Raw genomic sequence first — 25,739 nt, 5'->3', positions numbered from 1 at the left:
GTTCCTATGCAAACAGGTACTCAGCTCTGCGCGTTTGAAGGCTTCGAAACGCTTAAAAAAGGACGGGTCTATCATCTACTACGGAGCGACGCCGCGAAGCAGCGCGTACTGTTGGTCGAGTTCGGTCCCTCCGAATTATCGGAGAAAAACCTCATGGACGCAGGCCTCGCTGACGTGGGTACTGCTCCGCCCATCTCACATAAGTCAGCGAAGTCTTCATCGCGGCCGTCGTTCGCGTTCAAGCCCGTCCTACACTATTTATCGCGCTACAGTTTTGAGCAAGGGGTTGACGCAGGGCTAATAGCGCCGTGTGAGCACCAGGAAGAGCTTCCGCCTTGGTTAGCAAGTTTATCGATTGATGAACTTAGGGCTTATTCACTGCATGGCAAAACGAGAAAAAGAAGCCATGACCAGCGTATCGATCAGACGATGCTGCATCTATGGCCACTGGTGCAAAACCTCGACCAAGTACTGACAGCTGATGCCCCTGATGCGGTCATTAACGCACATGCAAGGGCATGCAAGCCGAGGCAGAACGAAATGCGGTTGAGAATTGCATTCTATGCATACGTTTGCTTTGGCCTCAGCCGATGGGCACTGCATTACGCTGTAAATCGCATTGGACGTTGGGATCGAAGCGGACGTCAGAAGAAATTTGGACGCCCTTCCCGGCTATATGGCGCGAATCATGGCTACAACGCCAATGATCCTGAGATGATCAAAAGGATGTTGGAGGGGTACAGAACGTTCGCTGGCCCAGGTCAGCATTTCAACCGTATCTATCACCGTACATTAATCTCCGTTTTCGGCTGTGTTGTTCAAAATAAATCATCTGGCAGAAAGGTGTTTGTTCATCCGGCGGGAAGGCCATTTCCCTCCTTCGGACAATTTGCTTATCGCGTGAATTTGGAGTTCCCCCTTGAGGTGAGACAGACCTATAAATATGGATACGCAGGCGGCCGAGACACCTTGTGGCATTCGCAGGGACGCTTTGCTGAAAGTGTAGGTAATCTAATGGAGCGAACAGAGCAGGACGCTTATTGCTGCATACAAGTGGCAAAGGGCTACCTCCAAGGCAGTCACCTACCGCCTCTGTGGGTAGTGCGCATCCGCTGTATCACCTCGGGAATGATTGTAGGTATTGGCTTTTCGTTTGGATCCGAAACCGCAGCTGCGTATCGCATGGCTTTATTTTGCGCCGCGATCGATAAGATGAAATTTTGCGGCCTGTTTGGAATTGATATCTGCCACGATGATTGGCCAAGCATTGGCCTCTCGCCGCACATCGTTAATGATCGGGGACCAGGTAGTACAGCAAAGGCCGAGCTCGCAATTGAAGGGCTAAATGCGATGATCAAAGAGGCGGCCCCAAGTTATTCTGGACAGTCCAAGGCCTCCATCGAGACTACCCATCCCAAGCAGGTTAACCAAAAAGGCAAGCCGCATTATTTGGAGACTAGGCTGACGATTCCGCAGATCGCTGTGCAGGAAATCATGCGTACGATCGCCGACAACCAATGCATTGACGTTACCGACCGGCTCAACAACCTCGCGTTGAGTGAGAATGTATTTCCTACTCCGGTCGGCCTTTGGAAGTACCTTGATAGCAAAGGCCGAAACGTTTCTATACCTACCGTTTTCGATGAGGCGGTGCGTGCTTGTCTTTTGCCGGTAGAAGTGACCGTGCGCGATGATGCCGTGTATTTCAAGGATTCACGATTTGAATCCGAGGAGCTGAAGCAATCTGGAATCCTGCAGAAAGCGCATGACTTGGGCCGCTACGTCTTAACCGGATATATTTTGGATACTTGCGTACGCCACTTATGGGTAGACATAGGAGGGCATTTAGTCCAAGTAGACGCTATGTTGGCTATACGAGATGGGCAGGAACAGCTCTATATTTCGGTCTTGGAGATCGAGCAGCTGCAACAAATCAGACGCGACGCGAAGCTGGAACTGAAATCGCATCGCTTGGCGGTAAAAGCACAGTACGAGACGGCCTTCCAAGACTACACAGGCAAGCCATTTGAACAGTCGGAAGTGAAGTCTGGCCGCTCTCGAAGATCAAAGGGCGCGTCACGCGAAGAAGCGCAACAGGTGGCCGAATACCTTCGAGCAGGTGGTCGCCGATGAACACTTTACAATGCCAACCGCCATGGCTCTCATGGTTCAGTAAACTTGATAGCGACGAGGTGATTAAGCAGGCAGCTTACCTCGCTGTGAAGCCGGTAGAGGGGCTACAAGCACTGCATCTTGAAGAGGCCTGCCGCAGGCTTGAACAAGCTTGGAAAGAGATCTTCGTCCCAGGAGTACAGCATATCGAAATATTGCGATCGTTCGTAGTCCACGCCGCACATTTTTCGGCATCGACCTCTCCGACTTTGAAGGACTACAATCGGCAGCGAAGCGCGGGAGTATTGGCACCCTGCGAGGTTCACAGCATTCGCTGCCTGACAGGGCTGGCAGGCGTTAGCAAATCTTCTTTGGTAAAAGCGTTTGAAAGAATTTGTGCCCTCGACAACAAGGGGCAGTTCGTAAGTGACTGCCAGCGGTTGACGCTTTGTCCAGTTCGACGCATCGGAATCGGTGGCCAGCAGTCTATACGCGGGGTCTTAGAAGAGCTCGCTAACCCGGTTGCTCTTGTTAGCATGAAGCGGGATAACAAGACATTGATGGAGCACGTGAGGCTGTGGTTTTCCACCACAGCTACGTCCGCCCTAATTGTCGATGAAATGCAGTTTTTTACGCAGAGCAGCACTGCCAGCGTGAAGACAACGCAGCTCATTATGATGTTGGCTAGTCTTGGTGTTCCGTTAATTTTTGTGGCTAATTATTCGTTGGTGAACAAGCTCTTGCAGCGGCCGCAAGAGGAGAAAAATCGATTGCTGGCGGCGCCTTATGTTGTGGAACCCCCAGCAGCGAAAGATGAATTATGGTCCGATAGCATCAAGGAATATTTGAGGGTCGCTCCTGATTGCTTCAAAATCGAAACCGACGCGGAGATTGAAGAATTGCACAGGCTTACGGCTGGCCTATTTCGCGCGTTGCGCGAGCTGCTGCTACAAGCCTATAGGGAGACTGCACACCACGGACGCTCCGTCGTCACAATGACTGAGGTGCGTTTGGCATTTGGTAGTCGTGCATACAGTGCATATCGCAAGGACATCGAGGATCTAGCCTCACTTGCTATTACGCACAACACGGAGCGGCGGCCCGACTTAGTTTGTGCATTTACTGAACGCCATGTGGTGCCGGCCGCCGCTGGAGCTAAATCAAAATCGCCTACTCAAGCTCAAGCATTTCCCTCTGATGTCTCCGCCGCGTTGATCGAGGGCACGTTAAGCATAGATGCGCAAGCCACCCTCCGCACGCTGCGACGCTCCTCAGAATCGGTATCAGCTAATGGCAGCGAAGTAAAGGTGTTACGAATGCCGAAGCGAACTGCAGTATCAGCGCAGTCTCTTTTGGACGGGGCATCGCTATTCCGGAAAGTCACTCAGGAGCAGCGCTCTGGTAGCAAGAAGAAGTTAGCAGTTGAGACCCCGGAGATGAACGATGAGAATGCAAGTTGAGCAGGGAGATCTGCCTGTTTGTCTAGCGCCGCTACCAGACGAAACATTATTTAGCTGGTGTAGCCGATATCATCGACTGACGGCCAACGGCCTGGATAAAAACACTAGCGTTCAGCTTTTTGGCGATGCACGTGCTGGCCTTGCGCATGACTTTCCTTGTCGCCTGACGGCATTGGCGGAGCGCGGCTTCGGTATCCTGGGGCCAGCTCAGGTAATCATGCAACGCATGACCCTACTACCTTTTTATCTGCCGTTCAAATCTAAGGCCCACGGTGACGTCGCCGAGACCGCACTCTTTGGGGATGGAATTTCTCACCTGAAGTATCGACTGGGTTTACTCACAAGCGGCCTCGGAGCGGCTCATCCTTTAAAGGCATGTCCAGCTTGTGTCGCCGGTGATTTATCCAGTCATGGGTGGCCTTACTGGAGACGTAGCCACCAATTACCTGGTGTTTGGATTTGCGTGCAACATCAGATGTCCTTGACGGTATATCCACCGCGCGCAAAGCAACTATTTCGATCCGTATGGGCCTTGCCGGTCATTGATGAACGTGCGTCTTTAAACATTTCAGACCAGCTGCTGCCTACTTCCAGGGAGGCCAAATGGTTGTCAAAATTGAGCCGCCTTAGTACAGACTTGCTGTGCTATGAAGCCGGCCGATTCGCCGACGCGGCGCAAGTTGCATATACGATCAGGGGCCGTTTGGCAGCATTGCATATGACGCATGGAAGTGGCCGCATCCAATGGCCAAAAATCCGTTCATACCTTGATGATTTGGCCGTTTGGTCAATCAAACTTCCAGGGCTAAATCATCAAGCAAGCAGCGATCTACTAGCTGTCCAGCTTCAGAGAATTCTGTCTGGCCGTGCTGCATCGCATCCGCTCCGAAATCTAGTGTGGATATCCCTTTGGTTTGAAAATCTTGCTGAATTTCAGGGCGAATACGATAACGCACAAAAATGGGCAAAGTGCGATGACGAAAGCTTCCCCAAATTGCCAGTTCAATTTGGGCTGCAGAGCAAACACGCTGAGCTTTTGACCGCCGTTGCAACAGGAGAGATCAGTATGACGGCCGCTGCTAGGTATGCTGGAGTATCGTATTCGACAGTGGCTGCTTGGGCAGCTAAATTGCACATTCCTTCGCCGCGAAGACCGAAGAAACTTCTCGTCCCGAAATGGGAGATTGCAGTATCGATGCTTCAAGCCGGCGCTAGTAAAGTCGAGGTTGCAGATGTCTGCGAATCCTCCATCGGCACAGTGACGCGGATTATTCGAACCGTACCAGGCCTCCAGGACAAATGGCACGAGGTCCTTCATGAGCAGCGGAGAAGTGCGGCACGTCAATCGTGGAGTTACATTGCGCATCTGCGTAGCTACATTGGTATCGCGGCTTTGCGTAAGCTGGAGCCAGCGGCCTATGCCTGGCTTTATCGCAATGACAGAGAGTGGCTTCGCCATTCGTGTGAGAGTGTCTCGAAGGAAGTTGGATCAAACCATGCCCCTAGGCGAATCGCGAACGCCGACCTGCGCATGGCAGCGGCGTTGCAGGTGGCCGCTGAGGCCTGGCTATCGTCATCAGGGGCGCGGTCCTTAGACGAAATCAGCAGGTCGCTGCCTGGTCTCAGGAAAGCTATCGCAAATCCTGGGCAGTGGCCTTCCACGATAAAAACATTGTCATCAGTTTTGAGCTACGAGCCCACACCGCCGCATCAGAAAAATATGTTCTGCTAGACAGGATCTGTAAAAATTATTAGCAGACCGGAATCAAGCAGCAATGCAAGATTGGGTCTTGCAAATCTACCACCGGAGCAGTATTTGATTCACAACATACCGATACCGTTAAAAGACGAACTAGCAGCAGGGATCCTTGAAAGATTTGCCCAGGTAAACGGAATCACTTCCGTTGAGCTGGCAATTAAGCTGTTAAGGAATAGTGCAACCGACAAGAGACATCAGCCACCTATATGGTTATTAGCTAACGCCTGCGGGCTAGAACAAAATATATTCACGTCAAGACACTCAATGCTGCCCGTGATGTATCCGATATCAAACTACCACGGCCGCCCACACGAGTCCAAGCAAAAACAGACGATTGCTCGACGCGGCTTTGGCACCGCTTTGACGAAGTTCCGATGGTGTATAGAGTGTTCGAAGCTCGACCTCGGATTTCGTGGTTTTAGCCACTTGAGGCGGTGGCATCAGATCGATGGCGTCCACTGGTGTATTGAGCACCGAATTCCGTTGTCGCAGTCTGTCAAAACAGCCGTGCAACCTGCTAGCTTTATATCAAAGCGAGCGGAGGGCATTGTCTTGAATGATGAGGAGGAGATTAGTAATCCTGCATTGCTGCGTTTGGAGCGCATCCTTTTAAACTGGCTACAAAGAGACCGCCCGCTTCACCTGCAAACGTGGTCGCAGGTCATTGGCGAACGATGTCGCATCCTCGGCCTTCGGGTGGGTGAAATCGGAAAACGCCATGTTGCCAGTGACTGGATCGCCGAGCAATTTCCAGATAGCTGGCTAAGCAAATATTTTCCAGAAATTTTAACCAAAAGCCCACAAAGCTACGTCCGCAAAATCGACGGCGCCTGCGTCGATAAACATGTCTCTTACCCAGGACTGGCTTGCGCGGCGATTTTGGCCGTTCTATACCCTTCCTCGGATGATGCGCTGGAGGTTCTGAACGAGGTCGACAAGCGCGTGAGCAATGAGTCAATCGCGAGGTTTCCTAGGGACATGGCCATACAGGTTTTCATGGGTGGGGAAAGCCTTAAGGCAGCGTGTAACAGCGTTGGAGCCCAACTGAGTGAGGTCGAAAGTCATCTGCGGGATATCTGTCTTAAGCGGCGGGTTGTAAACATCTAATCGATGCCGGTTCGGGCCGACGTCGAAGGGGCATGCTGCCCACTGGATTGTAAGATAGGCGAGCTATGGGGCTTGCTTCTTCCTTGTAGAAGACCAACTTGTTGGTCGATGGCTAAGTTTAGATTATCAGCATGTTCAATAAAACACGATGGCATCAGTTCGACCAATAAATAATAGCTGCGTTGCTGATTCGGGACCTACTGGCGTTGAGCCGGAGCTGAAGGCAGACTGAATTTAGGGTATCACTGATCGGCGTTATTTAGCGACATTGTGCTGGTGTTCGCGCCGACGCCAAATTAACTAGGCTACCAAGATTCGTTGACCTTGGCAGGTCCAAGCAAACGCAGGCCCAGTGAGGGCGGCCGGGTCAGTTCCTACGGCAACTGATACAGGCGCTGCGGATCAATGTGGTGTCGGCTCCAACAAACGTGATCACATAGCAAATAATACTGCACCATGGAAATGTATTGTGTATAGTTAAACTTGATTTTTGGCAATTAATTGCGAGAACAAGGATGCTATGACATCGGAAAAAATGGTTCAGAGCCAATCAGGCGTTGCTGCACATGCGAGCGTATTGCGTACTTGGTGGGAATTTTTATTCGCACTGAGTGATGTCACGCGGCGCTGTTTGTTGCCAGTTACTGCCGCGTCGCTTATTGGTGTACTACTTGCATTACCGCAAACTGGGGAGTTTCTAGAGGCGCTGTTGCTAATTTGTGGCACCGATGAAGCCCGCTGCGGGCTCACATATGGAGTACGTGCAACGGCACTGCAATTTATAGTTTTTGAACTTTTGTCGCTTGTGTTTGCGTTAACGATTTGGTATTTAGCACGAATTCTGGTTAGTTATCGGAATGGACACGAGCGCAATAGTAATCGATTTACCAAGCAAATCGAAATCTGGATACCTCGATTGGCCGGAGCAGTGCCTTTTTATGCAATTTCAACCATTTTACTTGAATCGTCTAGGTCGACCGCATCTATAGCCAGCATAGAATTGGTATTGGTTGTGATTGCTTTGCTTTTGCTTAGCCCTGTCTTCCTACATTTCCGTTTTAGCTCGATTTTTGGGCGCAAGAAGCTTGCGATCGGATTTGCTGCAAGTAGCATTGGTGTTGTGTTGTGCAGTATCCAGCCAACCATTGGAATGGATGGGTGGGCCTTTACGGTTCCTTGGCTAGGAATCTTCGTTTGTTATGCGATATTTGCTTGGCAATTTGCTGTCCGCAGTTGGTTGCGCGGGTTAGCAATTGTTGTAATGGAATTCTTAACTGGCTTAGCAACCGTCGAGATAGGTTTGGTGGCCAGATCGGCAACTATAGCTCAAACTTGGGTTTGGACTGTCCCTGTGACAATGATGCTGCCAGCTTTATATTTGGTGTTTGTAATATTTCGTCGCAATGCGGGTTTGCATCGAAAAGGAAAACGTTGGTATCGAAATATCAACCGTGCGTTGACGTTTAAAAGGCTGGCTACGCGACTAGCGCCTCGGTTGCCATGGCGTAGCCTGGTGACCGTGCTTAGTACTTCAATGCTGGTAGTGCTGCTTTGCATCGTAGCGGCGCTTGTACCAGAACAAGCCGCGAAATTGCTGTTTGCCCCAGCTGCGGTGATTTTATGGTTGATTGCCGGTGTATTGATAACATTCTTGTTCTTTTTTGCAATACCACTGGTCCTTCGATTTATGGCAATTGCTGGGTTTATAGCGATTACCCTGATCTCTAATGTTCCGCCGTTACTACTGCGCCAGCCAGAAGTGGCTCTAAATAGCGATTTGTGCAATGACCGTGCCGGAATTTGCCTGCCAGGGGCGATAGTGCAGAAGCAATACGACTCATGGCAAGCGCTGCATGGCGGTAGCAATGATCAAGAGCCGATTATTGTCATCGCGTCAGCCGGCGGAGGAACTCGAGCTGCTGCACATACGGCCACTATGCTCGCTGCGGTAGACGCAGCAACCTGCGGTGTCTTCGGTGATAGAGTATTTGCGATCAGCGCAGTCTCAGGTGGCGCTCTAGGTACCGCTACTTATATCGCTAGCCGTAGAGATGCTCCTTGGACTAAAGAGTTGCGCGAACAATGCTGGGAGCGTAAAGTACCGCAAGAACGCTATGCGAGGTTGCTTCAGCCACTCGTCAATTTGAACTCGGCAGACTATTTATCGCCGATGATGATTCGTTTATTATTTAGAGATATTCCACTGAGTTTGTTGCCGACATGGCTTCGATCTGAAGATGCGGGATGGGATGATTTCCGTAGTAGAGCGGGAATTTTGATGCAATCTTGGAAGCGTGAATATCGAAAGTTATTGGAAAACGAGCCGCATATCGGGCCGATAGTCGACACATTCAGCAACACCCGTGCTAAACGCGCTGGGGAAGTGGATGGTACGGAGCCCCTAGTTCTATTCAACTCCACATCTGTGCAGGATGGTCGACGGGTGGTAATGAGTCAGCCATTACTTTGCCCGAACGACGGCTACTGTGCAGTATTCGGGCAGTCATTGCTATCCGATGCGATAGATAGTGCTCGTTTCCCGTATATCAGTCCGCCGCGTACACGTGATGTGTACGGCTGGAACGCATGGTCTAAAAGCTATATGGTAACGCAGCAGTCACTGGTCGATGGTGGATATTCTGATAATTCGGGGATCGTGACTCTCCTGGACGTGATAGACGGGTTGCTCGATCACCACGTAGCTGCTGATCGCATCAAGGCCTATGTCATAACGAGCAATCCCGCTGAAGGAAGGCCCGTATTGCAAGTGCTCAATGATGCCGATCCTGGATTGCTCGCTCAACTGCAAGCACCATTAAAAGCCATGGTGAATTCGCGTGAAGGGCGTACCGATTGGGCAATGGAGCAGTTACGCAGACGTCTTAAGCCGTCCAATCTTATTTATTGGCCAATGACGGAAGATACTCTCAATGCAGTGGACGATACCTATAAAGCTCAAATGGAACGTCCTCCAGAAGTCTTAGCTCTAGAACATTTGCATGGGGTTGCACCGACGGAACTACGACTGCTCCACGAGCCGCCGCTAGCATGGGCTTTATCGCAAGATTCGGCAAATCGAATATCAATTTTCGCTCAATCTCGTTTCCGCGCATATGGCCATCCTGAGAATGATTTTATCTACCCATATGAGCGTGAGATGATTCATCGCTTAAATTTAGATAGCTCAGGAGCAGCAGTTGTACCTACACCATGATTTTGACATGGTGCGGCCAAAAGAAATGTTAGCCTTGGTCGAAGGACTGTTTCAGGTAGGTTCCAAAGTGAGGTTAAAATCATGGCTCTCTAAAAACCATTTATGGTCGTCAGCAGGAGTGCGAATGGCGTCGAAATCCCTTCTCAATGAGCAAGCAATCTAAGCCCCAACGCGCGCCCTCCAGGGTACCCAAGTCATAAGCACGATTGCCACCGACGGTGGCGGTGGTGTGTTCCAAACACGTGTCGGGGCGCTATACCTTGCAAACATGCTGACAGGTGTACCGACTGCTTTGGGCCTGCACGGTGCTCGGGTCGAGACACTGCGCTTCGAAGCTCACTACACCGGAGCCCACACAGACGATATCGGCACTGTTGCATAAATTCATTCTGACTACAATCTGCCCAAACCCATGCTGACTTTACGCAATACGGACGGACTGAGGCGGGCCAGTGCGGTCATGCGGTTGAGGACACCGACACGAACAGCTACCTCGGTTGCCTGCGCGCTTATCGTTCGCGCGGCCAGCTCCCGACCGGTCAGCACCTTCAACCGGTACATCAAAGTTTCGGCGAGCGAGCGCCGATGATAGCCGCTAGCGACTTTCCATTTTCGTCGGCTGCTGGTAGCGATGGCGCTAATGGCTTCGTTGCGCCATGTTGCGCCCGGCAGACGCTGGTGCCACAGCGCAGCGCCCTCGCGCGGCGGGATTGACTGCGGTGCCCCACGGGCGGCAATAGCATCGTGGCATGCTTTGGTGTCATACGCGCCGTCGCCGCCAACGATATCGATCGGCACATCGGGCGGGATATGATCAAGTAGCGCGGGCAGCACTGCGGCGTCGCCAACACCTTGGTGCGTCATCAGTGCTGCGCAAACCTGGCCCGTGTTCACGTCCATCGCCAAGTGTACCTTACGCCAGGTACGCCGCTTGGAGGTGCCATGCTTGCGTACCTTCCATTCGCCTTCGCCAAATACCTTCAGGCCCCGTGCTGTCGATGACCAGATGCAGCGCCTCGCCCCTACGCAAGATCGGTAACGTCACTTGCAGATCGCGCGCCCGGCGACACAGGGTTGTAGTTGGGAACCTGCAGATCGGGCATGCCGAGCTTGGCCAGACCACTAGCGAAGCCCTGCAGCGCGCGCAGCGGAAGGCGAAACACCTGCTTGAGTCCGAGCAGCATCTGAATGGTGGGTAAGCGTCAATCCAGCGCCGTCTTCCCCTGAGAGCTGCACGTCGCCATGATTGAATTTGGGACGCAAATTGATTGTGTCCACAAATTTATTTATGGACACAATAATTCAACCAGTCACCACCAGGGCGAAACGCGGCCCATATCGCCAGCATAGCGATGCATTCAAGCGTGCTGCCGTGGCGCGCACCTTGGTTCCAGGCGCATCGGTGTCGCTGATCGCCCGCGAATTGAAGATCAATACCAATCAGCTGTTCAGTTGGCGCAAGCGTTTCGGTACCGAGGCCGGGAATGAGGTCAATGCGCCGAGCCAGCTGTTGGCCGTCACGGTAGTCGATACGCCGCCGGTGCCGGCCGCTCTCGCCAGCGGTCCATCTGGCGTCATCGTACTGAGCGTGGGCCAAGCCCAGTTGCGGCTGGAAGGCTCGGTCGACGCGGCCACGCTGACGCTGTTGCTGGCCCGCCTGTTGCCATGATCGGACTGCCGGCAGGAACCCGGATCTGGCTGGCCGCCGGCATCACCGACATGCGCGCCGGCATGAACGGTTTGGCGGTGAAGGTACAAACGGCATTGGCCGAAGATCCCTACAACGGCCACGTGTTCGTGTTCCGTGGCCGGCGCGGCGACATGATCAAGGTGCTGTGGTGGAGCGGCGACGGCATGTGCCTGCTGGCCAAGCGGCTTGAGCGCGGCCGCTTCGTCTGGCCGCAAGCCGCCGATGGCAGCGTGACGCTGACGCAGGCGCAGCTGTCGATGCTGCTCGAAGGCATAGACTGGCGCCGGCCGGAGCGTACCTGGCGGCCGCAGTCGGCCTTGTAAACATCGGGCCGCTCGCGTAAACTCGCCCCCATGCTCAACCACGCCGACCTGCCCGACGACATCGATGCCCTGAAGGCATTGTTACTAGCGTCTGAGCAGACGGTGCGCGAGCGCGACGAAGTGGTGGCGGGATTACGCGCCCAGCTGACCACGACCGAGGTCGAGATCGAGCACCTGAAGCTGCTGATCGCCAAGTTGCGGCGCATGCAGTTCGGTCGCAAGTCCGAGAAACTCGATCATCAGATCGAACAGCTCGAACTGCAACTGGAGGACCTGCAGGCCACCGAGGGCGAGGCCGAGCGCGAGCGCGCGCCGCTGGACAAGGCGCCGCGCAACAAGGCGGCGCGCAAGCCATTGCCCGATCATCTGCCGCGCGACGAACGCGTGTATCCACCGCAGGCCGATGCCTGCCCGGCCTGCGGCGGCGGCTTGCGCCACCTGGGCGAGGACGTGGCCGAGCAGCTGGAATGGGTGCCGGCCAGCTTCCGCGTGATCCGCCATGTGCGCCCGAAACTGGCGTGCGCCTGCTGCGACGCCATCGTGCAAGCGCCGGCGCCGAGCCGGCCGATCACGCGCGGCATCGCCGGCCCCGGCCTGCTGGCGCACGTGCTGGTGGCCAAGTTCGCCGACCACATCCCGCTGTACCGCCAATCGGTGATCTACGCGCGCGAAGGCGTCGAACTGGAGCGCGCGCTGCTGGCGAACTGGGTCGGCGCCGCCAGCGCGCTGCTGCGGCCCCTGGTCGACGTGATCCGGCGCCACGTGCTGGCCGGCCGCAAGCTGCATGCCGACGATACGCCGATTCCCGTGCTGGCGCCGGGTAACGGCAAGACCAAGACGGCGCGGTTGTGGACATACGTGCGCGACGACAGCGCGTCCGGCGACGCCACGCCGGCGGCCGTCTGGTTTGCCTACACGCCGGACCGCAAAGGCATCCATCCGCAAACCCACCTGGCCCACTTCAGCGGCCTGCTGCAGGCCGATGCCTACGCCGGCTTCAATGCGCTCTACCTCGACGGCACGATCCAGGAAGCGGCCTGCTGGGCGCACGCGCGGCGTAAATTCTACGACCTGCATGCGGCCAGGCCGTCGGCCATCACCACCGAAGCGCTGCGGCGGATCGCCGAACTGTATGTGATCGAAGCCGAGATTCGCGGCAAACCGCCGCACGAACGGCAGTTGGTGCGCCAGCTGCGGGCACGCCCATTACTCGACGACTTCGGTAACTGGCTGCGCGCCACGCTCGAAAAACTGTCGCGCAAGTCGGACACGGCGGCGGCGATCCAGTACGCCCTGAACCTGTGGCCGGCGCTGCTGCGCTACTGCGATGACGGCATCATCGAGATCGACAATTCGGCCGCCGAGCGGGCGCTGCGCGGCGTCGCCATCGGCCGCCGCAACTACCTGTTCGCCGGCGCCGACAGCGGTGGCGAGCGCGCCGCCGCCATCTACTCGCTGATCGGTACGGCCAAGCTCAACGGCGTCGATCCGGAAGCCTGGCTGCGCCATGTGCTGGCCAACATCGCCGAGCATCCCGTCAACCGGGTTGACGACTTCCTGCCATGGAACTGCGCCGCGCAGCTTGCTACGGCCTGAAAATCGCAGCTCCCAGCGAGGCAATGCCATCCTTGCCCAACAATGAAATATCCAGTCAAGACGGTTGAGGCAAGACGCTTACAATGGTGGCGTCAGCGTACACACAGGGCCTGCCGCGCTTGGCTGGTCCTGCAGCGGCAGGCTGCTCCTGGTCAGTCTCCAGCCAAACCGTCACGTCGCCGCGCGCGATCAATCCAGCGTTGTATGCCGGCCAGTTGGTGATCCGGTATTTCTGCTTTGGCCCTTGTCGTTGCCATTTATCTTTGCGTTTCATCACGGCAAAAAGCCAGAATCTACACAATTACGCCTAAAGTTAACAGCCTGCATTATGTGCTGTGGCGTGTAAACGTCAGTCAGCACTGGGCGCGGGACGATTTATGCAACAACGCCTGTACGAACGGCTTAAATGCTTGAATAGCTGCTTTTTTGAGCACATTTTCGATTTGCAATTTGATATATTCTTAAATGCTCAGCTAAAAATTCCCAGCAGCGAGGCTGCACCTTTGCCGCGCAAATCAGTAGAAGCTGGGCAACGCAACCCTGCGCGACTCGATTGGAGAAAGATGTCCAAGGCAATGTGACCGCTATATCGGTGCAGTGTACGCGAGGTGCGCACAAGCAAACCTCATCCGGCTAGAGCCTCGACTTAGGTGTCCGTCCTCAGCCAGGCTGCCGACACCGCAAATCGGCGCGCCTGGTCAGACATGCGAAATAACTGCAGTTTTAATGAGCCGCTAGCAGAACCCGAGCTACTTCAACCGGTTGATCTATCTGAGGCCAGTGCCCAGCGTCTACGACATGCAGAGCGGCGTTCCTGGCCTGCGATTTCATGTACTCCGCAGCTGTGACGTGAAGATAAGGGTCGGTTTTTCCCCAGATGAATAAAAAGGGCACCGCGGAATTTCTAAACTCGATCAGGCGCGCCGTATTGGCGGCCACCTCATCCGTTAGCTGATAGGTCATCTGCGCAAAAGCCGGCCCGGCACTCGGCCGTTGCCTGAAATTGTTGTCGATGATCGCGCCGAGAAAATCGGTGTAGTGCGCTTTCTGCGCCTCCGTCAAGCCGGCTTGCATCTGGTCGCGCTGGAACGCCAGGAGCCATGCGAACTGCTCGGGACTCGCCAGAAAATGCCGCGTCAACGCCTTCAATCCCTTGTTGGCGAACAGTTCAATAAATTCCGGCACCCGTAGTCCTGGCGCATCGCCGTAGAACGCATTCATCAGGCAAACGGCGGCGCTACGCGACGGATGTTTCAGCGCGAAGTTGACCGCCGCCGGGCCGCCGGCATCGTGGCCGACCGGAATGATGGTCTCCAGTTTCAGCGCATCCACCACGGCTTCCAAGTCGCCAAGTTGCTGGACGAAACTGTAGTGCGCGCCCTCCGGCTTGTCGGACGCGCCGAAGCCCAGAAAATCTAGTGCCACCACCCTGCGGCCCGCCGCCACAAGGTGGGGAATCAGGTCGTCGTAGATGTGCGCGTTGTCCGGGAATCCATGCAGCAGCACGAAGGCCGGTCCGCTGCCTGGAAAATCGCGCACATAGACGCTGCCGCGATCACGTGCGATGCGGTGTTCGGTGTACGCCGGGAAGTCTGCTTGCTGTGGGATAGTCATGGTGTTCTCCTTCTGTGGGTGGGTGGTTCAGTTCATATTTCTTTCATCGGCGCTTGACATTAAGGGCATATGCTAACATTATTATGGGCATATGCTACTAATTAATTCAAGAAAGGACGTAGATATGGCAAGCCCTTTAGGTCCCAAGTATAAATTAAATAACGGAATCGACATGCCTGCGGTGGGTCTGGGCGTGTTCCACAGCGAACCCGAGGAAACTGTCGCCGCAGTCAGTTCGGCGATAGCGGCGGGATACCGGCTCATCGACACGGCTGCCGCGTACATGAATGAGCAGCAGGTCGGGGAAGGCATCCGTGCCGCCGGCATAGCCCGCGACGAGGTATTTGTAACGACCAAGGTCTGGATGAGCGACTACGGTCCTGAGCAAACTCCGCGCGCGTTCGAGCTCAGTCTGCGCAAGCTCGGCCTGGATTTTCTCGATCTGTACCTGATTCATTGGCCTGTGCCATCGGCTTTCGACGCGACCGTCGCAGCCTACCAGGCGGCCATCAAATTGCTCGCGGACGGCCGGGTTCGGGCTATCGGCGTGTGCAACTTCGACGCCAGCGATCTCGACAAGCTGATCCAGCGAACCGGACATATTCCCGCAGTGAACCAAGTGGAACTGCACCCATTCTTTAACCAGCGCGCGCTGCGCGAAGCCGACGACAGCCACGGCATCATCACTCAGGCATGGTCGCCTATCGGCGGTATCAAACGCTACGGCGAAAAGGCCAAGGCGTCGAAGGAAGTGCAGGACCCGCTCTCGCATCCGACCGTGGCGCTGCTGGCGAAAAAGTACCGGAAGACGCCAGCCCAGATTATCTTGCGCTGGCAGATCGAGCTGGGCACTTCGCCGATTCCGAAATCGGTGCGGCCGGCGCGCATTGCCGAGAACATCGACATCTTCGACTTCGCGCTGACGCCGGGCGAAGTCCTGGCGATCGACGCCCTCGATACCGGCAGGCGCGGCGGTCCGGACCCGCAACTGGTGACCGTCCAGTCCTTCGCCATCACGGCTCCACAAACTTAAACCCGAAAAAGTCAGAGGTGGTCATCATGAGCATCAAGCAAAATCCTGCAGAATTGAGTGCAGCCCCCGCGATGGGTTCAGTCATCTCCCGTCGCGGTTTCTTGGCAGGCGGGGCGGCCATCGGCGCCAGCCTGTTGCTGGGCCAGGTCGCTGAGGCGAAAGACGCAGGCCTCGGCGCTGCGGCCTCGGCGACATTAACGTCGCACATCTTTCAATCGCCCCGTCACACTACGCGCTACTGGGAAGCCGGGCCTGCAGACGGCCCCTTGATGATCTTCCTTCACGGTTGGCCCCAGAGCGGCTTGATGTGGCGCGCGCAGATCGACGCATTCGCATCCGAGGGTTGGCGTTGCGTCGCGCCGGACATGCGCGGCTACGGCGGCTCGTCGGTGCCGGCTGATGCCAGCGCCTATGCCGTGAGCGAGATCGTCGACGACATGGTGGCGCTGCACGACCAGCTCGGCGCGCGTCCGGCGGTATGGGTCGGCCACGACTTGGGAAGTCCGGTGGCGGCGGCGCTGGCCGCTCACCACCCGCAGCGTAGCCGCGGTGTGGTGTTGGTGTCGGTTCCATATGCACCGCTAGGCTTCGCGCTACCGAACCTGTTGCCGCTAGTCGACCGCACACTTTATCCCGCCGACCAATATCCCGACGGCCAATGGAACTATTACCGTTTCTACCTGACCAATTTCGACCAGACGGTCAGCGACTTCAACGCTGACATCCCGGCCAGCCTTTCGGTGATCTACCGACGCGGCGATGCGGCGTCGGTGAACAAAGCTTACCGTTCCGCGCTGGTTGGCCGCAATGGCGGCTGGTTCGGTTCTGCGCATCGCGCGCCGGCCATGCCGCCCGATCCGACCCTATGGCCGGCCGCCGACTTCGACGCGCTTGTGGATGCCTTCCGCGTCACTGGCTTCCGTCCGGCCAATGCATGGTATCTGAATGATGACGCGAATATCGCCTACGCGCAGGCCGCGCCGGATGAAGGCCGCCTGCGCCAGCCGGTATTGTTCGTCAACGGCGACTTTGACGGTATCTGCGACATCACACGCAGCAGCCTCGGAGACCCTATGCGCCGCTCCTGCCCGGATCTTTCCGTGACTAGCCTTCCATCCGGCCACTGGTTGCCGCTCGAACGCAAGCAAGAACTCATCGAAGCCATGCGTTCATGGCTTCAAACCAAAGGGCTGTCAGCTTAAAAGGAAGAGGTGAATATCATGAACATCGACGCAAAAAATCCTGAACTCAAACCGGACCATGAAACTTCGAGCGAGGAGCGCATTCTGCCGCCGGCTGTTTCCCGCCGCGCCTTCCTGGCCAGCGGCGCCGCCGTTGGCGCAAGCCTTATGTTGGGCCAGATGGCCAGCGCGGACGCTGCCGGCGACGGCGAAGGTTTCAAAGAATACGACGTCGCCACCAACGGCATTTCCCTGCACGTCACCGAGCTGGGCAACGGCCCTGCCGTTCTCTTCTGCCACGGCTTTCCGGATACCGCTTATACCTGGCGCCGGCAGATGAAGGCCATCGCCGCAGCCGGGTACCGGGCTATTGCCCCGGACATGCGCGGCTATGGACGCAGCTCGGCGCCCGCCGATCCCAGCTTGTATACGCCGCTGCAAACGGCTGGCGACCTGGTCGGCCTGCTCGACGCGCTGAAGATTTCCAGCGCAGTCCTCGTGGGCCATGACTGGGGCGCAACGCACGCATGGAACGCTGCGATGATGCGTCCCGACCGATTTAAGGCGGTGTTCTGCCTGAGCGTGCCCTACGTCCCGCGCGGCGATACTAGCGTTTTCGAAAAAATGCGCAAGACAGGCCATCAAAACGATTTTTATATGTTCGAACAGATACGGCCCGACGCCGATCAGATCTGGGCCGATGCCGCCGTTACGATTCCAGGCATGCTGTATTGGGCATCGGGTTCAGCCCCCGTCGGCCGGCAGTGGAGTCCTATGGACCCTGCGCGCAGCCTGCATCGTCCGGCCCCCGGGGCATTGCCCTCGTGGGTGGCAGCAGACTACGTTCGCCATAACATCGCCGAATTCCAGCGCACCGGTTTTCATGGCGGGTTAAATTACTACCGCGCCGCGGAACCGTATTTTTATCTGTCGGCGGCCTTCAAGGGAGCGAAGATCACTCAGCCTTCGTTTTTCATCTGGGGCAAGGCAGACGGAATGAGAGAACTCTATCCACTGAGCCTGGACCAGATGCGCGCCGGCCTTCCCGGTCTTGTAGGCGGAATCGAGCTCGATGACATAGGCCACTGGGTACAGCACGAGGCGCCGGATGTGGTCAACGAGCAGCTTCTGAAGTTCCTGTGCTCTATCGATCCGGCCTGACTAAAAATGGAACGCACGCTCAGATGGAATGCGCATCCGCTTTGAGTTCGCTGTCGAATTCTTCCGCGGCGATGGCAGCAAGCACTTCTCGAAGCGATTGCGCATTGGCCGCGCCGTATTTGTTTTCAAAACGCTGTTGCGCCACCTGCCACAAGACGGCAGTTTCACGGAGTTTGCCCTCCCCCTTTTTGGTGATCTTTGCCAACCGACTACGTTTATCGGTAGGGTCGATTTCCAGGACGATGAGCCCCTCCCTTTCTAGCGGCCTGAGATTATGTCCCAGCGCGGACCGATCAAGCACCAGGGAGGTGGCTAGCTGCCCCATGGTCTGGCTTTCGGAGCGGGCAATGCTGCGCAACAGTGAGCGTTGCGTGGAGCGCAAACCAGTCGGCGCCAACACGGAATCGTACAGCTGGGATACGCGACGGGTGGCCTTCCGTAAGGCGGTGTTGTTGCATCGGTTAAATTCAAGCAAAGGATCTCCAGCCTCCAGTTGCCGAACCGCAGCCGCGCCGTCGTAGTCTTGGGCAGCGATGAACGCAAGTGTTTTCCGCAGCTCCTTCGCTCTATTGGCACCAAATTTGTTTTCGAAACGCGCTTGCGCGACAGTCCACAATTGAGCGGTATTCTCAATTATGTGCTCGCCTGCGGGAGTCAGCTTGGCGATTCGATTGCGCCTGTCGCTCGGGTCGATTCCAACGACGACGAAACCTTCTCTTTCCAAGGGCCTGATGCTAATGCCAAGGGCGGATCGATCCAGCACGAGGGATTCGGCGAGCTGACTTAAGGTCGCACTACCGTAACGTGCAATGGTCACCAAAATGGCGCGTTGCGTGTTTCGCAGGCCGCTAGGCGCCAACAGACCGTCGTAGAGTTGCGATAGACGACGTGTGGCCCGACGCAAAGCGCCGTTGGTGCATCGATTTTGTTCGACGAAGGCTAAATCGCCGTCTTCAGCCTGCGGAGTCGAATTTGTTTCTTTTTGCAATGCTGATACCCCTGATCGAATTGATGGCATATACCATCAATTCCGAATATAGTTGCATATGCCCATATCTGTCAACCGACATTCTGCTCCTCTCAACCCCGTCTATATTTCCAACATGCGCAGCAATACAATCAACGACCCACTTCTCTGTAACGGCGCGACGCTCAGGAAAGCAACCCGAAGAGTGACGCAACTGTATGACACCATTTTGGCGCCTTGCGGGCTGAAGATGTCCCAGTGCTCCATTTTGTCGAGTATAGACAGGGCTGGCAGTCCTACTATGTCGGATTTGGCGCACACGATGACTCTGGACCGTTCGGCCCTGGCCCACAACATGAAACCGCTGGAGCGAGATGGTTATGTTGAGCAAACAAAAAACGAGTCGGACGGAAGGTCCCGACGCATCAGGCTTACCGCCGCTGGCCAGGCGAAACTTGCAGAGTCGAATAAACTCTGGCAGCACGCACAGGACCGGTTCGAGACGGTATACGGCCACGAGAATGCCGAGCGCCTGCGCGCTTCACTTAGCATAATTTTCTCGGATGAGTTCGCCAAATTATTTAATGCGGCAGTAAGATGACGGATCGATGTTTTGAAGCAAATGCTCAAACTCCTGAGCTATGCTTGCGCTGGTCGCGTCCCGTGCACCGGGATGACCAATGACGAGCTAGGCCTACTTGGTGCGCGCTTCAAACATGCTCCTCACCGCAGTGATTGCCGGTCGGCGACACGCGCTAGTTAGACGTGGCCGGATTCCCGGGACGTATGCTGGGACTGGACAGCGAGTCGAAATAGCCCTCGCTGACGTCGGCAGCTGCGTCGTATATTCTTCTCTTCAAGGTTATATTCGGACGTAACACGACTCCAACACATAGGCAACGCGTTGCTGACGCTAAAGATCGCAATTTATAGATAAGGCGGACAGGATGAAGGCTAGAACGATCAAGCGCCGGCGCACCAAGCAATCACAGGGACGTTTGCAACGCTCATATGACCTAAAACGCACCCCGGAAGAGCAAGCGTGGCTGGACATTGCGCCTGTTGGCAGGGAATTCGGTTCGCCAGATTGGGAACGTCTAGCGATGCTGGACAGCGGAGTCGCCGCGCCAAAAGAGTGAAGCCGGCCTGGATTACCAATGGCTGTAGCCGGCCGGTAGGCGTCTCTTAAACTCTAAGTCATCTGAAAGTTCGTGTCAGATCAAGTCTGAGCCAGCAGACCTAATGCTTGGGCAAACGTGTGCATCACCCGCCTTCGACCAACTATATTTCCAAGTTGCATCGCGAATCCTACTAACTTGCAGGTTCCGACCAACTTTGCCATGTGTGCTAGGGCCAATGAAATCAAGTACTTAACCTCCGTCATCCCGACCAACTTTATTTGCTCTCATCAACTTCGGCAGAAATCAAAGAAAGCAGGCGATGCACTAATGGTAACCCTTGACCCACTGATGCCCAGCAGGAGGCGGCCCCGAAATTACGTATTGAGCCTTGCTGTTTTATGGATTACCATTTGACTGTCACAATTTAACCAAATGGGTGCCAGCATGGCCGCAACGAGTGAAATGAAGGTGCCGCACCGGAGCCGGCGGGCAGCGGGGAAACTGGCAGTCAAGGGCGTAGCGGAGCGTACGCAACCCGCTGCAAGCAAGATACATTTTCTGTGGGCCAAACAAATGGGGCAGGCCGGCAGTGTCGGGAAAACCTCGCTGCTCCAGCTCAGGGCGCTGGTGGAGCGGGTGCGCGAGGCGCCAGGCGTTCAGCTGTATGACGCTGTGGAAGCCGGGGTGCCAACCGACGTCGTCAAGATGATTGCCAAGGCCACCGGCGAACCGGCTTCCGTGATCATGGGCCTGGCTGGTGTGTCGCAGACTACCTTTGTGCGCAACGAAGCCGCCAACAGGCCGCTGCCTGACGTTGCTGGGCATCGCATCATGGCCTACTTGCGCCTGCTGGCCACCTTGAGCAGGATGCTGGACGAGAGCGGCGACCCGGAGCAGATGAAAACCTTTGACCTGGAAGCTTGGTTTGCGCGCTGGGTCCATGAAAAGCTGCCTGAACTGGGGAACAAGACGCCGGCCGACATGTTACGCAATCCCGAAGGGCAGCGCGCGGTTGAGCAAGTACTGGAGCGTATGCGCGGCGGGCTGGCAGCATGACGGTCAGCCTGTGGCGCATCGCCTCGGACACCACCAGCTATACAGCGGAAGACATGGCCGGCAAGGGAGCCGCCAGCGGCGGGTCGCGATGGAACCACGCCGGCGAGCATGTGACCTACGCTGCTACATCGATTTCGCTGGCGGCCTGGGAAACCCGCGCCCACTTCGCAAAAGGGATGATGCTGCCGTGGAACCGTATCCCGGTGCGCATCGACGTGCTGGACGCGGTGTGGGCGGCGCGCGTGGTTACGCCCCGTCCTTTGCCGGTCGGCTGGAATGTAGTTCCCGAAGGCATGATCTCTCGTTCGATTGGCTCGGCCTGGTTGGCGGGAGGTGCTTCAGCACTGCTGGTGGTGCCGTCGGTGATCATCAACGAGGAAGACAATGTGTTGATCAATCCGGCCCATCCCGACGCGGCCTTAATCACGTCCGAGCGCGTTCGGCAATTCGTCTACGACCATCGTGTCTAGCGCGGCCCGGGGCTTGGCGGTGGCGCCCCTGGGGACCGGCGCAGCAGGAACGCCGGGCGCGCCCCCATCCACGCCTCTCACACCGCCGGCAGGTCGACCAGCAACTGGCGTTCGTGCCAGGCACACCGTAGGAACGGGGAAAATATGTCGGTGGTGTCGCCGTCGACGTTGGCGATGCGTCCAAAGATCGCGCCCGCCTGCGCGCCCAGTTGTTCGACACTTGACAGTTCCAGGTCGGCAGCCGTCAATTAAAGGATGCTGGCGACAATTGCCATCGTGGCGTCGAGTTGGTCGGGAGCGGGACCCAGGATCTGTAGCCGGCGAAAAAGCCGCCTGGCCCGACAGTATCGATTCTTGCCCTTGGCTCATTTACGATGATATTTGGCGAGAATACATGCCATCTAGAATTCTTCCCAACCATCCGCCTCGGCCTTGACCGCCGCCTTCGCGCTGACGACCTTGCGCTGCAGCGCGCGCTTGGCCGGCGCGGGCGCGGGCGCGGGCCGGGCCGGCTTGGACGCCGGACGCTGGAGCGCCGGCGCCGCCTTGGGCACGGGCTTGAGCAGCGGCCGCGCGGCGGGCGGCTTGTCGTGGGTATCGCGGCCATCGAGCTTGAACACGCCGACCACCCGCGCCTGGTTGACCGCCTGATCCTGCAAGGCTTCGGCGGCGGCGGCCGCCTGCTCGACCAGCGCGGCATTTTGCTGGGTCACATTGTCCATCTGGCTGATGGCCTGGTTGATCTGCTCGATACCGGCGATCTGCTCCTCGCTGGCCGATGCGATTTCTTGCATGATGTCGGTGACGCGGCGGACGCTGTCGACGATTTCCGTCATCGTGTCGCCGGCCTGCTCGACCAGCTTGCTGCCCGCTTCCACCTTTTCCACCGAACTGCCGATCAAGGTCTTGATTTCCCTGGCGGCCGCCGCCGAGCGCTGCGCCAAATTGCGCACCTCGGTGGCGACGACGGCGAAGCCGCGGCCCTGCTCGCCCGCGCGCGCCGCTTCCACCGCCGCGTTCAGCGCCAGGATATTGGTCTGGAAGGCGATGCCGTCGATCACGCCGATGATGTCGACGATATTCTTGGACGAGTCGCTGATCGAGCTCATGGTCTGCACCACCTGCGCCACCACGTCGCCGCCCTTGACCGCCACTTCCGAGGCCGACGCCGCCAGCTTGTTGGCCTGGCGCGCATTGTCGGCGTTTTGCTTGACGGTGCCGGTGAGCTGCTCCATCGACGACGCCGTCTCCTCCAGCGAACTGGCTTGCTGCTCGGTGCGCGAAGACAAGTCCTGGTTGCCGCGCGCGATTTCGCTGGTGGCGGTGGCGATGGTGTCCGTGCCGCGCCGCACTTCGCCGACGATGTCGACCAAACTGCGGTTCATCTCGCCCAGCGCCTGCAACATCTGGCCGGTCTCGTCGCGCGAGTCGGACTGGATGTCGCTGGTCAGGTCACCCGAGGCGACGGTGCGCGCGATGCGGACCGCGTGTTCCAGCGGCAGCACGATGCTGCGGCTCAGTATCCACGCCAGCACGCCGGCCAGCGCGATGGTCAGCAGGCCGCCGAAGATCAGCGTGTTGGCGGTGAGGTTTTGCAGCGAGATGGCGTCGGCGGCGCGCTGCACCAGCAGCCCTTCCTCGGCGCCGCCGATTTCCTTGAGCATGACGCGCATGGCGTCCATGCCCGCGCGACCGTGGCCTTCGCGCTCGAAGACCAGCAGCGGGTCGATGGAGGCGCCGTCGTTGGCCTTGTGCCGCAGCGCCAGCGCCGGCTCGACCGCCTGGCCGTACCAGTTCTGCTCGGCCTGCTGCAAGCGTTGCAGACGATCTTGTTGGGCCGGATTGTCCGACGTCAGCTTGCGCGCCTGTTCCAGGTGCGTGGTGAAATCGGCCCGGCCGGCGGTGAGCGGTCCCTGCGAGGCTTCTTCGCCGGTGAGCGCGTAGCCGCGCTCGCCGGTTTCCATATTGAGCAGGCTTTCCAGGATGGTCTTGGTTTCCGCCATCACTTCGTGGGTGTGGTTGTTCCAGCCGTTGGCCTGCGCCAGCCGCGAAAAGTTGGTGTAGGCCGTCGCCAGCAGTACCGCGAGGATAATGACTACCGAGCCGAAGCCGAGATAGAGTTTGCGGCTAATGCCGATGTCAGAAAATCGCACGATATCCTCCCGCTGGTTTGTTTGAGGGAAATGACAGGGACTGGGCAGCCTCTCAATTTAGCACTTTCCCGACGGTGAACATACGCGCATTGTCACTGTCCAAAAATAGCCGCGCCGCTGATGGATAGGATGGCGCCGGACGCCAACGCCAGTGTCAACGCAGCAAACGAACATATAATAAGAGACACTAATGGGAGGGCTATCAATGTCGATACGATGGGTTTTTGCGTGTAGTTTGGTCCTGCCTTTGCTGGTGCGGGCGGCGGAGCCGGCGCCGTCCGAGCCGGTCGGACATATCACCGGGCTCGGCGGTATATTCCTCAAAGCGAAAGATCAAAAAGCACTGGTGGCGTGGTACCGCGATGTGCTCGGCCTGCCGTTGCAAGCCTGGGGCGGCGCGGTGCTGCGCTATGACGCTCCGCAGCATCCGCCGGCGGTGGTGTGGAATGTGCTGCCCGCCTCGACGAGCTACTTTGCGCCATCGGCCAGCGCGTTCATGATTAATTACGCCGTCGACGACATGGACGCGTTTATCGCACGCCTGGAGGCGAAAGGCGTCTCGGTCCTCAAGCGCAGCGATGACGCGACCGGGCGATTCGCCTGGCTGCTAGACCCGGAGGGCAACAAGATCGAGCTTTGGCAGCCCAAGGCGACAGCTACGCCCTAAGTTTATTTGGACAACAGGGCGTGCAGCGTAGCGATATCCGCTTGCAGCTTCAGCGCATGCTGGCGATGGCGCTCCTTCGATTCCGGGTCTTGTAGCACCGCCGCGTCTTCAAACAGTTCCTGCACCATGCGGGCTTTTTCCTGCAAGGCCCTGAGCGACGACCACAGCGCCGCTTCGACTGTGTCATCTTGCAGTTCGGCCAGCACGCGGGCGGAAAAACTATGGCCCGTATGGCAGCGGAAGCGCGGCGGGATGACGTCATTCAGTTTCCACAGGGCGCCATTGCACTCGGGACAGGTATAGCCGGACGGGATGCCGATGCGCTGTAAATCCTCGATGTCGCCCACGCCTCGCACATAGCGGTTTTCCACCCTCATCCATTCGGGCGGTTGGGGTTTCCGGTCCGCCGCGCCGACGCCGGCGCCGGCGGGCCATTGCGGCGCGTGTGCGGCCAGGGCCGTCAACATCGGCCCGATCTCGCACAGCGGCAGCACATTGTCGACCGTGACATAGCTGAGCGCGCTGGCCGGCATGTCGGGCACCTGCGCGTCTTTCGGATCTTGAACGATGGCATAGCCGCCGCAAGTTTTTACCGCGTGCAAGCCGGCCGTGCCGTCGTCGAGATAACCGGTCAGGATGGCGGCGATCACGAGGCCGTCGAACGCCGCGGCGGCCGAGCGAAACAGGGGATCGATGGCCGGGCGGGTGTAGTGTTCCTTGGGGCCGCGCCACAGTCGCGCCCTGGGCTGGCCGTCGTGAATTTCCACGGTCAGATGGCGGTCCGGCGGCGCGATCAGCACCTGGCCCGGCAGCAGGGGAAGGCAGTCTTCGGCGTGCTTGACCGGCAAGGGACACAGCTTTTGCAAGATCTCGGGCAGCAGGCTGCGGCGCGCGCCTATGTGCATGACGATCAGCACGGTGGCGCGCAAGTTGGCGGGCAGGGCCGACGTAACGCTCGTCAGTGCGTTCACGCCCCCCGCCGACGCACCGATCACAATAAGCTTTTGCATATTCCTTACCGCCAAAAATGGACCCCGGCAATCGACCGTCCAGGC

Annotated in this window: 21 protein-coding genes and 1 pseudogene; 16 read left to right on the top strand and 6 right to left on the bottom strand. The window is 57.3% G+C overall.

The genetic code is table 11. The features are described from left to right. Window positions 1-6: 6 nt before the first annotated feature. The 5 genes from Q0S71_RS11090 to Q0S71_RS11070 all read left to right on the top strand — a co-directional run bounded on the left by Q0S71_RS11090 (window position 7) and on the right by Q0S71_RS11070 (window position 9,652). Complete coding sequence (locus Q0S71_RS11090) at window positions 7-2,133, top strand: hypothetical protein (RefSeq protein WP_295994970.1); 2,127 nt, start codon at window positions 7-9, stop codon at window positions 2,131-2,133. Beyond that, the gene (locus Q0S71_RS11085; protein ID WP_295994967.1) at window positions 2,130-3,572 is read left to right on the top strand and encodes a hypothetical protein; all 1,443 of its coding nucleotides are present in this window, start codon (window positions 2,130-2,132) and stop codon (window positions 3,570-3,572) included. Before Q0S71_RS11090 ends, Q0S71_RS11085 begins: the two co-directional genes overlap by 4 nt. Continuing rightward, window positions 3,556-5,304 (top strand): TnsD family Tn7-like transposition protein, encoded by a 1,749-nt coding sequence (locus tag Q0S71_RS11080; protein WP_295994965.1) that lies wholly within the window; start codon window positions 3,556-3,558, stop codon window positions 5,302-5,304. Before Q0S71_RS11085 ends, Q0S71_RS11080 begins: the two co-directional genes overlap by 17 nt. 84 nt (window positions 5,305-5,388) lie before the next feature. Beyond that, on the top strand, window positions 5,389-6,438 hold the full coding sequence (locus tag Q0S71_RS11075) for a TniQ family protein (protein ID WP_295994962.1): 1,050 nt from the start codon (window positions 5,389-5,391) through the stop codon (window positions 6,436-6,438). A gap of 520 nt (window positions 6,439-6,958) precedes the next feature. Beyond that, window positions 6,959-9,652: a hypothetical protein gene (locus tag Q0S71_RS11070; RefSeq protein ID WP_295994960.1), complete on the top strand. Its 2,694-nt coding sequence runs from the start codon at window positions 6,959-6,961 to the stop codon at window positions 9,650-9,652. A gap of 393 nt (window positions 9,653-10,045) precedes the next feature. Here Q0S71_RS11070 and Q0S71_RS11065 read toward each other — a convergent pair. Beyond that, window positions 10,046-10,842: pseudogene (locus Q0S71_RS11065) on the bottom strand (IS5 family transposase); the annotation flags it as partial. Between the two features lie 62 nt (window positions 10,843-10,904). On the opposite strand from Q0S71_RS11065, the gene Q0S71_RS11060 reads away from it, so the two are divergent. The 4 genes from Q0S71_RS11060 to Q0S71_RS11045 all read left to right on the top strand — a co-directional run bounded on the left by Q0S71_RS11060 (window position 10,905) and on the right by Q0S71_RS11045 (window position 13,842). After that, the gene (locus Q0S71_RS11060) at window positions 10,905-11,321 is read left to right on the top strand and encodes a transposase (RefSeq protein ID WP_295994957.1); all 417 of its coding nucleotides are present in this window, start codon (window positions 10,905-10,907) and stop codon (window positions 11,319-11,321) included. Then, window positions 11,318-11,665 carry an IS66 family insertion sequence element accessory protein TnpB gene (tnpB, locus tag Q0S71_RS11055; protein ID WP_295994954.1) on the top strand — a complete coding sequence of 116 codons (348 nt, stop codon included), beginning with the start codon at window positions 11,318-11,320 and terminating at the stop codon, window positions 11,663-11,665. Before Q0S71_RS11060 ends, tnpB begins: the two co-directional genes overlap by 4 nt. Before the next feature lie 30 nt (window positions 11,666-11,695). Continuing rightward, window positions 11,696-13,261, top strand: coding sequence for an IS66 family transposase (locus Q0S71_RS11050; protein WP_295994952.1), 1,566 nt, complete (start codon window positions 11,696-11,698; stop codon window positions 13,259-13,261). 377 nt (window positions 13,262-13,638) lie between these two features. Then, window positions 13,639-13,842: a hypothetical protein gene (locus Q0S71_RS11045; RefSeq protein ID WP_295994949.1), complete on the top strand. Its 204-nt coding sequence runs from the start codon at window positions 13,639-13,641 to the stop codon at window positions 13,840-13,842. Window positions 13,843-13,984: 142 nt separating this feature from the next. On the opposite strand, the gene Q0S71_RS11040 is transcribed toward Q0S71_RS11045, so the two are convergent. Beyond that, window positions 13,985-14,875 (bottom strand): alpha/beta fold hydrolase, encoded by an 891-nt coding sequence (locus tag Q0S71_RS11040; protein ID WP_295994946.1) that lies wholly within the window; start codon window positions 14,873-14,875, stop codon window positions 13,985-13,987. Window positions 14,876-14,999: 124 nt separating this feature from the next. On the opposite strand from Q0S71_RS11040, the gene Q0S71_RS11035 reads away from it, so the two are divergent. From Q0S71_RS11035 to Q0S71_RS11025, 3 genes are read left to right on the top strand one after another with little or no spacing between them, the layout of a single operon-like run. Continuing rightward, on the top strand, window positions 15,000-15,908 hold the full coding sequence (locus tag Q0S71_RS11035) for an aldo/keto reductase (RefSeq protein ID WP_295994943.1): 909 nt from the start codon (window positions 15,000-15,002) through the stop codon (window positions 15,906-15,908). Window positions 15,909-15,934: 26 nt separating this feature from the next. Further along, window positions 15,935-17,110, top strand: coding sequence for an alpha/beta hydrolase (locus Q0S71_RS11030; RefSeq protein ID WP_295994940.1), 1,176 nt, complete (start codon window positions 15,935-15,937; stop codon window positions 17,108-17,110). Between the two features lie 18 nt (window positions 17,111-17,128). Beyond that, window positions 17,129-18,250: an alpha/beta hydrolase gene (locus Q0S71_RS11025; RefSeq protein ID WP_295994937.1), complete on the top strand. Its 1,122-nt coding sequence runs from the start codon at window positions 17,129-17,131 to the stop codon at window positions 18,248-18,250. 19 nt (window positions 18,251-18,269) lie between these two features. Here the strand turns inward: Q0S71_RS11025 and Q0S71_RS27380 are convergent, their stop codons facing one another. Continuing rightward, window positions 18,270-19,268 carry a MarR family winged helix-turn-helix transcriptional regulator gene (locus tag Q0S71_RS27380; protein WP_367185292.1) on the bottom strand — a complete coding sequence of 333 codons (999 nt, stop codon included), beginning with the start codon at window positions 19,266-19,268 and terminating at the stop codon, window positions 18,270-18,272. Between the two features lie 28 nt (window positions 19,269-19,296). Between Q0S71_RS27380 and Q0S71_RS11010 the strand changes: the two genes are divergently transcribed. The 3 genes from Q0S71_RS11010 to Q0S71_RS11000 all read left to right on the top strand — a co-directional run bounded on the left by Q0S71_RS11010 (window position 19,297) and on the right by Q0S71_RS11000 (window position 21,864). After that, the gene (locus Q0S71_RS11010) at window positions 19,297-19,818 is read left to right on the top strand and encodes a MarR family winged helix-turn-helix transcriptional regulator (RefSeq protein ID WP_367185291.1); all 522 of its coding nucleotides are present in this window, start codon (window positions 19,297-19,299) and stop codon (window positions 19,816-19,818) included. Window positions 19,819-20,800: 982 nt separating this feature from the next. Further along, window positions 20,801-21,394 carry an antitoxin Xre/MbcA/ParS toxin-binding domain-containing protein gene (locus Q0S71_RS11005; RefSeq protein ID WP_295994934.1) on the top strand — a complete coding sequence of 198 codons (594 nt, stop codon included), beginning with the start codon at window positions 20,801-20,803 and terminating at the stop codon, window positions 21,392-21,394. Next, window positions 21,391-21,864, top strand: a complete 474-nt coding sequence (locus Q0S71_RS11000) for an RES family NAD+ phosphorylase (protein ID WP_295994931.1) — start codon at window positions 21,391-21,393, stop codon at window positions 21,862-21,864. Before Q0S71_RS11005 ends, Q0S71_RS11000 begins: the two co-directional genes overlap by 4 nt. A gap of 77 nt (window positions 21,865-21,941) precedes the next feature. On the opposite strand, the gene Q0S71_RS10995 is transcribed toward Q0S71_RS11000, so the two are convergent. Together Q0S71_RS10995 and Q0S71_RS10990 are read right to left on the bottom strand one after the other, a co-directional pair. Continuing rightward, entirely contained in the window at window positions 21,942-22,112 is a 171-nt protein-coding gene (locus tag Q0S71_RS10995) for a hypothetical protein (RefSeq protein WP_295994929.1), read from the bottom strand. 153 nt (window positions 22,113-22,265) lie between these two features. Next, on the bottom strand, window positions 22,266-24,017 hold the full coding sequence (locus Q0S71_RS10990) for a methyl-accepting chemotaxis protein (protein ID WP_295994926.1): 1,752 nt from the start codon (window positions 24,015-24,017) through the stop codon (window positions 22,266-22,268). A gap of 205 nt (window positions 24,018-24,222) precedes the next feature. Between Q0S71_RS10990 and Q0S71_RS10985 the strand changes: the two genes are divergently transcribed. Beyond that, the gene (locus Q0S71_RS10985; RefSeq protein ID WP_295994924.1) at window positions 24,223-24,684 is read left to right on the top strand and encodes a VOC family protein; all 462 of its coding nucleotides are present in this window, start codon (window positions 24,223-24,225) and stop codon (window positions 24,682-24,684) included. 2 nt (window positions 24,685-24,686) lie between these two features. On the opposite strand, the gene Q0S71_RS10980 is transcribed toward Q0S71_RS10985, so the two are convergent. Beyond that, the gene (locus Q0S71_RS10980; protein ID WP_295994921.1) at window positions 24,687-25,694 is read right to left on the bottom strand and encodes a chemotaxis protein CheB; all 1,008 of its coding nucleotides are present in this window, start codon (window positions 25,692-25,694) and stop codon (window positions 24,687-24,689) included. Window positions 25,695-25,739 lie beyond the last annotated feature (45 nt).

The sequence above is a fragment of the Rugamonas sp. genome (assembly GCF_025354735.1).
Lineage (GTDB): Bacteria > Pseudomonadota > Gammaproteobacteria > Burkholderiales > Burkholderiaceae_D > Rugamonas.
Note: the sequence above shows the minus strand (reverse complement) of the source record. Positions and strands in the feature narration are given on the sequence as shown.

Bases quoted from the DNA above. Each gene is read 5' to 3' on its own strand.
- Q0S71_RS11090 (WP_295994970.1), top strand. From the start codon at position 7: ATGCAAACAGGTACTCAGCTCTGCGCGTTTGAAGGCTTCGAAACGCTT.
- Q0S71_RS11085 (WP_295994967.1), top strand. From the start codon at position 2,130: ATGAACACTTTACAATGCCAACCGCCATGGCTCTCATGGTTCAGTAAA.
- Q0S71_RS11080 (WP_295994965.1), top strand. From the start codon at position 3,556: ATGAGAATGCAAGTTGAGCAGGGAGATCTGCCTGTTTGTCTAGCGCCG.
- Q0S71_RS11070 (WP_295994960.1), top strand. From the start codon at position 6,959: ATGACATCGGAAAAAATGGTTCAGAGCCAATCAGGCGTTGCTGCACAT.
- tnpB (WP_295994954.1), top strand. From the start codon at position 11,318: ATGATCGGACTGCCGGCAGGAACCCGGATCTGGCTGGCCGCCGGCATC.
- Q0S71_RS11050 (WP_295994952.1), top strand. From the start codon at position 11,696: ATGCTCAACCACGCCGACCTGCCCGACGACATCGATGCCCTGAAGGCA.
- Q0S71_RS11045 (WP_295994949.1), top strand. From the start codon at position 13,639: ATGCAACAACGCCTGTACGAACGGCTTAAATGCTTGAATAGCTGCTTT.
- Q0S71_RS11040 (WP_295994946.1), bottom strand. From the start codon at position 14,875: ATGACTATCCCACAGCAAGCAGACTTCCCGGCGTACACCGAACACCGC.
- Q0S71_RS11035 (WP_295994943.1), top strand. From the start codon at position 15,000: ATGGCAAGCCCTTTAGGTCCCAAGTATAAATTAAATAACGGAATCGAC.
- Q0S71_RS11030 (WP_295994940.1), top strand. From the start codon at position 15,935: ATGAGCATCAAGCAAAATCCTGCAGAATTGAGTGCAGCCCCCGCGATG.
- Q0S71_RS11025 (WP_295994937.1), top strand. From the start codon at position 17,129: ATGAACATCGACGCAAAAAATCCTGAACTCAAACCGGACCATGAAACT.
- Q0S71_RS27380 (WP_367185292.1), bottom strand. From the start codon at position 19,268: ATGCCATCAATTCGATCAGGGGTATCAGCATTGCAAAAAGAAACAAAT.
- Q0S71_RS11010 (WP_367185291.1), top strand. From the start codon at position 19,297: ATGCCCATATCTGTCAACCGACATTCTGCTCCTCTCAACCCCGTCTAT.
- Q0S71_RS11005 (WP_295994934.1), top strand. From the start codon at position 20,801: ATGAAGGTGCCGCACCGGAGCCGGCGGGCAGCGGGGAAACTGGCAGTC.
- Q0S71_RS11000 (WP_295994931.1), top strand. From the start codon at position 21,391: ATGACGGTCAGCCTGTGGCGCATCGCCTCGGACACCACCAGCTATACA.
- Q0S71_RS10985 (WP_295994924.1), top strand. From the start codon at position 24,223: ATGTCGATACGATGGGTTTTTGCGTGTAGTTTGGTCCTGCCTTTGCTG.
- Q0S71_RS10980 (WP_295994921.1), bottom strand. From the start codon at position 25,694: ATGCAAAAGCTTATTGTGATCGGTGCGTCGGCGGGGGGCGTGAACGCA.